This window comes from Mycobacterium sp. (assembly GCF_052144515.1).
Lineage (GTDB): Bacteria > Actinomycetota > Actinomycetes > Mycobacteriales > Mycobacteriaceae > Mycobacterium.
The window spans coordinates 1-9,885 of the sequence record NZ_JBKQQD010000269.1; the positions used below are offsets into that span (position 1 = coordinate 1).

8 protein-coding genes and 3 pseudogenes are annotated in these 9,885 nt (G+C 63.4%); 6 read left to right on the forward strand and 5 right to left on the reverse strand.

Features of this window, described 5'->3' with window-relative positions:
* The 3 genes and pseudogenes from ACLP9N_RS17775 to ACLP9N_RS17785 all read right to left on the reverse strand — a co-directional run.
* Positions 1 to 519 (reverse strand): annotated as a pseudogene (locus ACLP9N_RS17775) (hypothetical protein); the annotation flags it as partial.
* Between the two features lie 15 nt (positions 520 to 534).
* On the reverse strand, positions 535 to 894 hold the full coding sequence (locus tag ACLP9N_RS17780) for a hypothetical protein (protein WP_442408665.1): 360 nt from the start codon (positions 892 to 894) through the stop codon (positions 535 to 537).
* A 38-nt stretch (positions 895 to 932) separates the two neighbouring features.
* A complete protein-coding gene (locus ACLP9N_RS17785; protein WP_442408658.1) occupies positions 933 to 2,495 on the reverse strand; it encodes an AMP-binding protein in 1,563 nt (520 codons plus the stop codon).
* Positions 2,496 to 2,569: 74 nt separating this feature from the next.
* On the opposite strand from ACLP9N_RS17785, the pseudogene ACLP9N_RS17790 reads away from it, so the two are divergent.
* The 4 genes and pseudogenes from ACLP9N_RS17790 to ACLP9N_RS17805 all read left to right on the forward strand — a co-directional run.
* Positions 2,570 to 2,885, forward strand: a pseudogene (locus ACLP9N_RS17790) (MCE family protein); the annotation flags it as partial.
* A gap of 626 nt (positions 2,886 to 3,511) precedes the next feature.
* Positions 3,512 to 4,309 (forward strand): SAM-dependent methyltransferase, encoded by a 798-nt coding sequence (locus tag ACLP9N_RS17795; RefSeq protein ID WP_442408659.1) that lies wholly within the window; start codon positions 3,512 to 3,514, stop codon positions 4,307 to 4,309.
* Between the two features lie 399 nt (positions 4,310 to 4,708).
* Positions 4,709 to 5,167 carry a hypothetical protein gene (locus ACLP9N_RS17800; RefSeq protein ID WP_442408660.1) on the forward strand — a complete coding sequence of 153 codons (459 nt, stop codon included), beginning with the start codon at positions 4,709 to 4,711 and terminating at the stop codon, positions 5,165 to 5,167.
* Positions 5,168 to 5,374: 207 nt separating this feature from the next.
* Positions 5,375 to 5,755 (forward strand): STAS/SEC14 domain-containing protein, encoded by a 381-nt coding sequence (locus ACLP9N_RS17805; RefSeq protein WP_442408661.1) that lies wholly within the window; start codon positions 5,375 to 5,377, stop codon positions 5,753 to 5,755.
* Positions 5,756 to 5,829: 74 nt separating this feature from the next.
* Here the strand turns inward: ACLP9N_RS17805 and ACLP9N_RS17810 are convergent, their stop codons facing one another.
* Positions 5,830 to 6,201, reverse strand: coding sequence for an STAS/SEC14 domain-containing protein (locus ACLP9N_RS17810; protein ID WP_442408662.1), 372 nt, complete (start codon positions 6,199 to 6,201; stop codon positions 5,830 to 5,832).
* A 132-nt stretch (positions 6,202 to 6,333) separates the two neighbouring features.
* On the reverse strand, positions 6,334 to 7,281 hold the full coding sequence (locus tag ACLP9N_RS17815; RefSeq protein WP_442408663.1) for a universal stress protein: 948 nt from the start codon (positions 7,279 to 7,281) through the stop codon (positions 6,334 to 6,336).
* A gap of 394 nt (positions 7,282 to 7,675) precedes the next feature.
* On the opposite strand from ACLP9N_RS17815, the pseudogene ACLP9N_RS17820 reads away from it, so the two are divergent.
* Together ACLP9N_RS17820 and ACLP9N_RS17825 are read left to right on the forward strand one after the other, a co-directional pair.
* Positions 7,676 to 8,028, forward strand: a pseudogene (locus ACLP9N_RS17820) (hypothetical protein).
* A 336-nt stretch (positions 8,029 to 8,364) separates the two neighbouring features.
* Complete coding sequence (locus ACLP9N_RS17825; protein WP_442408664.1) at positions 8,365 to 9,654, forward strand: hypothetical protein; 1,290 nt, start codon at positions 8,365 to 8,367, stop codon at positions 9,652 to 9,654.
* Positions 9,655 to 9,885: the final 231 nt, after the last annotated feature.

Consider the following 9,885-nt stretch of genomic DNA (forward strand, 5'->3'; position numbering starts at 1 on the left):
GGGTGCTTTTGCGTCTGCTCGCGGGGGCTCAGGTGGCTTTTCCAGCCGAAACGGCATGTTGATCACCAGCGCTTTGTTGAGCCGCAAGCGCCGCTATCCCCGACAGTCTTGTCGAAACCGGCGAGAACCGTTGAATCCCAAGAGACCCAGCATTTTTCGTCCACGGGATAGAACCGGTAGATCTGGTGTCCGGTGCGGGCGGGTCCGTCGGGGCAGGGCTCCCAATTGGGAATGTCATGCTTCACGACGTACTCGCTGCCGTGGATGCTCACGTCCGCGCTCCACCCGAGATCACTGGAGACCCGTCCGGTGCATTCGACCGGAGTGCTACAGGTCGTGCTGATCGTCCAGGTACTGCGGACACTGGCCTCGTCGCGGTATATGTCATTTTTGCGCCCACTGACCGTTCGACGTGGCTACGTAGGTTCCGTTGAATCCCCACTCGCCGGACGCATCGGCCGTCGGTACCCCACTGCCAGCATCCCCACCAAGACCCCGCTCGCGACGACCGCCATCCACTGCACCCGTCACCGCCTATTTGGTCGGGGTGAATTGGAGGTGGAGTTTGGTGAGCCCCCGCAGGATGTAGGTCGGCGCGTAAGTACAGCGGCGGTGATCCGCGGGTCCATGCTTGGCTTCATTGACCCGAATATCGGCCATGCGGTAGCACATAACCTTCGCACGCGGGCCCACACGTGCCCGGGCGCGCCGCACGCCCGGGTCGAGGGCCGGGTCTCGCTGGAGCGAATCTTGGATGTGCGGATGCATTTTCGTGCGGTACTGCTCGACCAGGCCGCTGATGTCGTCACCGGACGGTTCGAACGGCAATGGTGGAAACGGGCCGCCCACCGCGATGCAGCTGGAAAACGAGTCGATGTCCTTCTTCAAGGCCATAGCTCAAAAGTCCAACTCGCGCTTTCGTCCCGGCATTACTACCGCGATTTCTCGGCCTGTTCCCGAATACGCTGGCGCACCACGTATTTCTGCACTTTTCCGCTGGCGGTGCGCGGATAGTCGTCCACCGCGTGCAACTCCTCGGGCCATTTCTGTTTGGCCACCCCGGCGCGCTCGAAGTGCTCGCGGACCTCGGACAGTGTGGGCATGGCGTGCCCCGACTTGATGCGCAACACCGCGGCGGCGCGTTCGCCCAGTCGGGAGTCCGGCGCGGACACCACCACGGCCTCCGCGACCGCCGGCAGGGCGAGCAAGATCTCCTCGACTTCCAGGGCGCTGATGTTCTCGCCGCCGCGGATGATGATGTCGGACTTGCGGTCGGTGATGGTGACGTAGCCGTCGTCATCCATGACCCCGATGTCTCCGGTGTGATACCACCCCTCGTCGTCGAAGGCCTGGGCGGTCAGGGCCGGATCGGTGTAGCCGATGAACAAATCCGGTCCACGAGAAAGGATTTCGCCGTCGTCGGCCAGCCGGATCTCGACTCCTGGCCGCGCGTCGCCGTCGGTGTAGAGTCGCTTGTCCTCTGGGGCGGTGTGGTGCGAACCGGTGATCGACGGATGTTCGCTGCTGCCGTAGGAGCGGGTGACCAGGATTCCGTGATCGGCTAGGCGCCGAGTGACGGCCGCCGGAACGGTGGCCCCACCCAGGCCGATGTGCTTGATGTAGCGCAGATGCTCGGCGGTGAACCGAGGATGGTCGAGCAGACTGGTGACGAAGTAAGGGGGCCCACCACCGAGCGACACGCCGTCGGTTTCCATCAGGTCGATCGCCTTATCGGGGTCCCAGACATCGCAGAGATCGATCGGTGCACCCTCGATGACCGGGATCAAAAACGCGCCGAGCATGCCGATGAAATGACCGACGGGCAGCGCGGTGAGTTGCCGGCCCCGGTCCGGTGGGTAATTCGCCAACAGTTGGTGGGTCTCGAAACTCAGCGTCTGATGACTATGGATCACGCCCTTGGGATTGCTGGTGGTACCGGACGTGAACGCGATCAGCGTGGGGCCCGCGGGATCGGCCGCCAGCGTGCCCTCCATCGGCTCGATGTCGACCAGCGCGTCGAAGCTGGATCCCACCAGCGCGACGATCGGCACGCCGGAACAGACGTCGGGATCGAATGCCATGCGCCCGAACTGCTCGGCGGTGATGAAGGCGCGCGGTTGGACGGTGCCCAGGATGAACCCGACTTCGCGGGGGCCATAGAAATGGACGATCGGGACCACCACGGCACCCAGGAATGCCGATGCCCAGAAGGTTGCCGCCGCCTCCACCCAGTTCGGCAGCTGGAAGGCGACCACGTCGCCCGCTCCGACACCGCGGGCTCGCAGCCCCGCCGCCAGCTTGCGGGCCAACAGTTCGACGTCGGCGAAGGTGCCGGCGTAGGGCCGCTGCGCGGAGTGGACCCGAAACGTGACGTGGGGGTTGTCCTTGAGGCTTCGGGCCAGCAGATCCCCGAGAGTGTCGCGGGTCCACCATCCTTGGTCCGCGTAGCGTTGCGCCAACTCCGGCGAGACGTTCCGGACGGGGATACCGGTCACGATGCTCCTTTGCTGGCGTGTCGGCAGTGGCCAGTGTAGAACGATATTCTCGTGCCATTGGCGCGTTGCACCAGCTCTCCCAGCGTGAGGTGATCTAGGACGCGCTACGCAAAATACCGCCGGCGCTGGACGTGTTGATTGGGGAGCGCCCGCGCATCACCAGCGCGCTAGACAAACTCCGCGTCTTCAGCAATACCTCGACCTGGCTCGTCAATGAACACGCAGGCCGATCTGGTCAAGAATTTGGAGAATCTCGAACCGACGGTCCGTGCGCTCGCCGACGTGGGTCCGGATCTCAGCATTCTGCTGGGCTACGTGCCGACGTTCCCGTTCACCCAGAACTTCACCGACCGAGCGGTGCGGGGCGACTACTTCAACGTCTTCGCCGTTGCGCCCACCGCCGCAGGCCCAGACCACGATCCGTATCCGCTGGACCCCAACCTGATATCGCAAGGCGTGCCGCCCGATGACCGGGTGACGGTCGGGGACAACATTTTCGGTCCGGTCGAGGGAACGCCATCGCCGCCAGCGTTGCCAGGACCGCGGAATCGCCTCCACCAGCCCCGGCGCCGGCCGGGGCTCCAACGGTCACGCCAAACGCGTTCAATTCCAACGGCTCTCGTGTTCAGCCTTCGGCGCAGTCTTGCACTATGACCCACGGGGGAACGAGAGTCATTCGTCGGTCGCTACAGGCGGCAGTGTAGCGGGCCGGGTTTGGCAGCCCGGGGGCCGAATGTCGGCGGTAGTGGTGTCGTCTCCGGTGAAGGTGACGGCGCGCACGACTCGCACAACCGCTCACCGTCAGCCTCCACGACGTAGTACCCGACCTTCGCCTACGGGGTGGCCCCTAGGCTCGAACGGAAAGGGGCAGTTGTGTCCACCTCCTCAGGCCCGACGCCTACATCACCTGGGCAGGTTCGAATACCGCAGCCCTGCCTGGCGCAACGCATTACACGGATGGACTGAACACTCGGCATGATGCCGACCCCGAGATTGAGTTGAAAGGAAATAACACGATGCCTGACAACCCAACCGGGTCCGCACCCAAGCCGCTGACCCACGATCCCGAGTCCTACGAAAACCTCTACCGCGGCAAGCCCGCCTTCCCGGGCGCACCCGCCCCCAAGGCCATCCCCTGGGACGTCCGCCAGGCCCAACCGCGGCTGATGGAACTCGAAGCCCTCGGTGCAATCAAAGGACACGTGCTCGACGTCGGCTGCGGTCTGGGTGACAACGCGATCTACCTCGCCAGCCGCGGCCACTCCGTGACCGGCCTCGACAGCTCCCCGACTGGCATCGAGCAGGCCCGCGCCCGCGCCGCCGACGCCGGCGTGCAGGTGCGCTTCGACGTCGCCGACGCGACCGAACTGGCCGGCTATGACAGCCAATTCGACACCGTCGTCGACAGCGCCCTCTACCACTGCCTCGACCACGGGGGGCGGAAAGACTATGCCGCAGCCTTGTACCGCGCGACCAAGCCGGGTGCACGGCTATTCATCTACTGCTTCTCCGGCGACAGCATCAACGGTGTCACCGCCCCGATGGACGCCGTGCAGGCATCCGAGATCCGTGACACCCTCCCCAGCGCCGGCTGGCGAATCGACTTCCTCGGCCCTACCACATTCCTGGGCAACGCCTCAGGCTTCAGCGGAAGCTTCGGCAAGCTCCCCGACGCGGTCTTGAACCAGATGCCACCCGAACTTGCACAACGGATGCACCACATGGCAGAACGAATGGCCGTCATCCTGCCCCTGATCGACGACGGCCACATCCACCTGCCCTGTTACGTTGTCCACGCCACCCGGATGGACTGACCAAACCAATCCGATCGCCGAACTGGTCTGGTGACCACACTCACCAAGGCCCCGCAAACTGGTTCGGGGGGTCCACTGGTTCACGGCCAGCGATAGTGCGCAACCCCTCTTCGCGCCACAGACGCTGGAGCGTGCCTGGTTGCTTAAGCCGCTGAAGCGAGGGCGCATCGCGACTCAGCTCCGATTTGCGCTAATTCGCCGCGGCGCGAGCTACGAGGGCCGAGCGGTGTCGCACTTCGACCTGCCGTGGGCGCCCTGTAGTCATGGCACGACTCTGCCACGGACTTGCGCCTCGCTGAAGCGGCGTCAAAGCAGGCCTCCGCGCAGATGACGATCGATGACTTTGGTCTCTGGCGTAGCGCCAGGTCCCTGGTGTGAGCTGGCGCCGAGGAGGTACTCATGGAGATCGATGAGCAAGTTGACGGGCACCGGCCAGGCGGCACCGTTCTTGTCGTCGTGCTCGCTGTTGTTGGGGTAGTCCTGGCATGGGTGGTGTTGTTGCCGAGGATCTTCAGACGAAACCGGGACCTCCTGGTCAGGCGGGGACCGTTCAAGAGTTTCTTGACGAAGTACAACGCCATGACCCGCAAGATCTCAGGGACCGCACGATCCTCATGGGGGCTGGTGACCCATGTAGGGCGTCGCAGCGGGCGCACCTACCAGACGTCGCTGGGCACGTATCCCTATGGTGACGGTTTCCTGTTGCCGCTGGGTTATGGCCCTCATACGGACTGGTATCAAAACATAATGGCCGCCGGGACATGCACACTCGCCTGGAAAGGGAACACCTACCAGCTCGAGCGGCCCGAGCTCATGTCTGGGCCTGGCCGATGCGGGAACGGATCCTGTTGCAACTAGCCGGAATGCACGATTTCGTGTGGCTGCACCAAAGCAAGGAACGGGCCACAGAGTCGCCGGAGGTTGAGGTACCGGCGCAACAGCGCACGTCGTGACCGTGCGGTCGCCAACGGCAGTCGGGAATTCGGGACGTCGTGGCCCAGCGCGGTGACTTTCGCTGACGGAACAATGACGAGAGCAGACCTCATCGAAGTTCAGGAGGAGATCATGATCGAGCTGCTGAAAGACTTTCCTGATAACGTCACCGCATTTGCGCTCCATGGGCATGTGACCAAAGCCGAATACGACACGGTGCTGATACCAGACTTTGAAGACCGACTGCGTCGGCACAAAAAGGTGCGGATCTACTTCGAGATCGCTTCTGATTTGGGCGGATTCGATCCCGGCGCGGTGTGGGAGGATACGAAGTTTGGCTTCAGCCACTTCTTCGACTGGGAACGCTGTGCGGTGGTTACCGACGTGGCATGGGCGAAACATGTCGCGAAGTTCAGTGAGTTCTTCGGCTTTCTGTGGCCTGGGGAGTACCGAACGTTTCCCGAAGCCGACGCCGACCAGGCGCGCGAATGGATCGTTGAAGCCCAGCAGTAGCGGCGGGTCAGCAGGCTGGTCTCGCGGAAACTCTTCTGCGATCTGCTGCCACGTTTCCTCCATGCGCGACGTCTTTACTGCGACGGTTCGACAATCCATTCGCGCGCTTCGGTGGCTTCAGCGTTCGGGAATGTACGCCACTCCCCCGGCACCAGCGACGCCCCGAATTTCGTCGCACGACTCATCCATTTCACGTCAGTGACCAGCGCGCCACGTTCCCAGTTCAAGAAGTGGCTGACGGTGAACTTCGTATCTTCCCAGATGAAGCCGGAATCGACCCCGGCGAAATCAGACGCGATCTCGGTGTAGGCCCGCAGCTTTTTGTGCCGAGTCAGTTTGTCTTCGATGTACGGGATGATCACCGTTTGGTAATCGGCCTTCGTTAGATGCCCATGGCAGGCAAATGCAGAGACGTTATCGGGAAAGTCCTTGAGCGCCTCGATCACGATGTCCTCCCAAACCGATCCGGGGTCTGGTCTCGTCTGGCCATCGTCTCCTCTTCCTAGGGTCCTGGTGTAGAGGCCGTAGTCACCAACGATGCATTCGCCCTTGAATGACAAGCTTGGTCCGGCTTGTCCCTAGTGCCGATCTGTCCCATGCCTGTGGTTTGGGTATTGGTGATGTCGGTGCGGCACGTCGCCCTGGCGCGCGACGATGACCGGTGTGCGGGTCGCCTGTACCACCGCCGCGCTGACCGAGCCAAGCAGCAGTCCGGCGAATTCACCGTGGCCGCGGGTGCCGACCACGACCAGCTGGGCGGTTTCGGCCTGCTCGACGAGGTGGTGCGCGGGCCTGTCGAATACGACCACACGGCGCACACGAACATCGGGGTAGCGTTCCTGCCAGCCGGCCAGGCGCTCGGCAACGGCTTCATGCGCTTTCGACTCGATGTAGGCCCACTCCAGCTCGTGAATGCCGAGGGCATCGCTGTCGTATGCGGCGTGCAGGGCCACCAACTCGACCCCGCGCCGCCAGGCTTCGTCGAAGGCGATCGCGGCGGCCAGTTCCGACGCCGGGGATCCATCGATGCCTACCAGCACCGGAGCATCCGTAGACGCCTCCTCGGCAGGGGATTCGTCGTGGATGACAGCGACGGGGCAGCGCGCGCGATGGATCATCGCAATGCTGACCGAGCCGAGCAGCACGCCCGCCAGCGACGACCTACCACGTCGCCCCACCACGACCATCTGGGCATCGCTGGACAGCTCGAGCAGCGCGGGTGCGGGCTCGGCAAAGATTGCTTTGACCCGAATGCGCAGGCCACCGGCGGTGTCATTGGCCGTCCTGGTGGCCCCGTCGATCAGGCGCCGCGCCTGTTCTTCCTGCGCACTCAGCACGTCTGACGGGTTGGGCCCCATCCAGTCAACGAGCGATGACATGGGCACCACCGGTGGGGAGGCGTGAACAATGGTCAACCCGGTATTGCGCATTGCGGCCCAGCGTGCGGCCCACCGTACCGCCGCGGTCGAGGAGGTCGATCCGTCGACGCCGACCACGATTCCGAGATGTTCTGACTGGTCAGGCATTTCGCTCTCCCTTGCGATCGTCAGGCACTTCCACCAGCCACGGATCCGACAGATGTGACGAAGTGGCTGATGCACTACGCCGATCAGATTAGAGGCTTGGCCGCCCGGCGGCTCGCCTGCACATGATGGCCAGGCCTGCATGACGGTCGGCCAATCCGAGTTGAAACGCGGCGGCAAGGTGAAGACCAACAGCCGGTTGACCGTCGACGTTCCGGACGGCTCGAGACGTGACGACATCCACTACGGCTCAAGGGTTCACAACCAGCCACTATGTCCCTTAGCTGCCAATTCGGATGCAACGTCGTTGCGTGGCTGGGATGATGAGTCTGTGGTACTTCGCAGGGACTCGGCAGTCGCTCCTGACAGCGGCTTAACTGTGGGCTCGATCGCCACCATGGACAGCGTCGCAGTAGCCGGATCGGTCGCCACCGCAGGCAGCGTCGCGGTGGCGGCTTCTGTGGCGACCGCGGGCAGCGTCGCGGTGGTGGGCTCTGCAGCGACCGCGGGCAGCGTCGCGGTAGCCGGCTCAGCAGGCACCGCGGGCAGCTTCGGGGTGGTTGCCAGTCTGTTGACTGTGCTGTCTCTTCTCGTGCGGGAATGCGTGGCATGCATTGCCTGCACCCGCTGCATTGGCTGTGTCGCCTGCGTGCGCTGCGTCGACTGTGTGGGTGTGTCGGTTGCGTGAACTGTTCGGGGCTGCGCAATGTCAAGGGCGCCCGCAACCTTGAGGTTGAGCCACGCGAGTGATCGCGACGGAAGCCCCCGTCCTCGGCAACGTCGCTGAGCAACGGTGCCGGCACTGCGGTCCCGGCGATCCCGTCTCCGGTATCAACGTCCAGGAGGCCAGGTAGAAGACCGTCCTGCCGCCCCGCCGGGTGCCGTCGTCGTGCGGCTGGTACTAGTGCCACCACTGCTCGTCCCGGGTGAATTCCTGCCCAATAGACGGCGAACCGGCGGATTCGGGTGCAAACATGGGTGTAACGTGCGCACTCGCTAGCCGCCGAAAACCTGCTAACTCTCGGCCTGCTTTGCTTGCATGCCGAAGGATCAGGGGGTGCCGTGAGCACATCCGAGTTGTCCGAAATGTCGGCAACAACCGATACCGACGAGGTCGTGGTGTCGTTCCAGGACGAGGTCCTACTGCTGGGCGGTGACCCTGCCGCTGTCGAGTCCTATCTGACGCGGCTGCGGGCGATCGCCGGGCAAACCCTACGAGTCGCCGGGATCGACAGCGCCTCGCTGGCGAAGGCGGCGAGCGGGCTCGCCGGGCTGACCGCTGTACTGGATAACCTCGGCAAATACGTTCACCTGGATCCCGACAGCCTGAACGCGTTGACGAATGGCAATCTAGTTCCCGGCAGCGACGGCTTCTTTCGGATGACGACGAGCGCTGATGATGGCCAGTTCCTGCCACAACTTCAGTGGTGCCGTGTAGCGCTCGGCCCAGAAGCGATGGTGTCGGCACAGATGATCGCGGTGCAGATGGCGTTGAAGTCCGCGATCGCCCAAGTGGAAGACGCCGTCCGGCGCGTGGAAGACAAAGTCGAATTGGTGCTCGAAGTCGCCCGGGCCCACCGCGCCGGCGACGTTCTCGGCAATAACCTGACCATCTCACGGATGGTTCACTCGCTGGAAAAGTACGGGTCGCTACCCGACGCGTACTGGGATTCGGTGGCCGTCCTAGGGCCAGCGCTTAACGTAACCGTCGAGCAACTACGCAACCATGTCAGGCGCATCCTGGCATCTTTCGATCACACCCTGCCCGTGTCGCAGCGCGCCGAGAAGCTGCGAAACGCGATCAACGACAACCGATTTGGTGACACTCTGAGCCTCCTGGTGATCGCGGAAGAAGGGCTGCACAAATGGCAGCGTCTGAACCTCGCGCGAATCGAGTCGACACAACCCGAGCAGCTGCTGCGAGCGATCGATGAAGCTCGCGAGCTCGTCGACCATCATCTCCGCGAAGACGTCGACATCTACCGGAACGCGAAGGAAATACTCGACCGGTTCGCGAAGCCAGGGGCCATCGACGGCTTCCGATTCTTATCGGTGCGAGAGCTGGCGAAACACCGCTGCGCCCTTCGCGACGAGCTGGACAATTTCGCGACGGCCCGCCAGCACCAGGTTGCGACCTGGGAGGACGTCCACATTCCGAGTCTGCTCGATGCTGCCTTCGCCACCATCGAAGCCGCCGGAACCATCACGAACCGTGCACTCGCGGTCGTGGGCCGAGGGCTCGTTTGCTTGGGCGCACAGCTAGTAGAACCGTTACGGGACAAACGCACCGACGAACAACGAAACATAAGCCACGGCAAGGACTCTGAATGTCAGGCCAGCAGCGGCGGACTCGAGAAACCCGATCTGTCGTGCTAAACAAGCGGTCACGCTAGTCACAGCGCTTCGAAACGCCGTCGCCGCCGGCGTCAAGGCCATCACCGATTCGCTGGTGATTAGGTAAGTGCCGAAGTGGTCAGGCTACAAGCAGACCGAGCGGTTGGATATCAGCTTCCACTGTCATGGACGTGAATCACGTTGAGCCTGAGAGTAACTCTAGGACTTTCGGCCGATCGAGCGATGCGCCTCTGCGCGCGGTGAGGCCGCGGC

What these genes read in the sequence shown, in the direction of transcription:
- ACLP9N_RS17805 (WP_442408661.1), top strand. Translation starts at nt 5,375, where the DNA reads ATGATCGAGCTGCTGAAAGACTTTCCTGATAACGTCACCGCATTTGCG.
- ACLP9N_RS17780 (WP_442408665.1), bottom strand. Translation starts at nt 894, where the DNA reads ATGGCCTTGAAGAAGGACATCGACTCGTTTTCCAGCTGCATCGCGGTG.
- ACLP9N_RS17825 (WP_442408664.1), top strand. Translation starts at nt 8,365, where the DNA reads ATGTCGGCAACAACCGATACCGACGAGGTCGTGGTGTCGTTCCAGGAC.
- ACLP9N_RS17795 (WP_442408659.1), top strand. Translation starts at nt 3,512, where the DNA reads ATGCCTGACAACCCAACCGGGTCCGCACCCAAGCCGCTGACCCACGAT.
- ACLP9N_RS17800 (WP_442408660.1), top strand. Translation starts at nt 4,709, where the DNA reads ATGGAGATCGATGAGCAAGTTGACGGGCACCGGCCAGGCGGCACCGTT.
- ACLP9N_RS17815 (WP_442408663.1), bottom strand. Translation starts at nt 7,281, where the DNA reads ATGCCTGACCAGTCAGAACATCTCGGAATCGTGGTCGGCGTCGACGGA.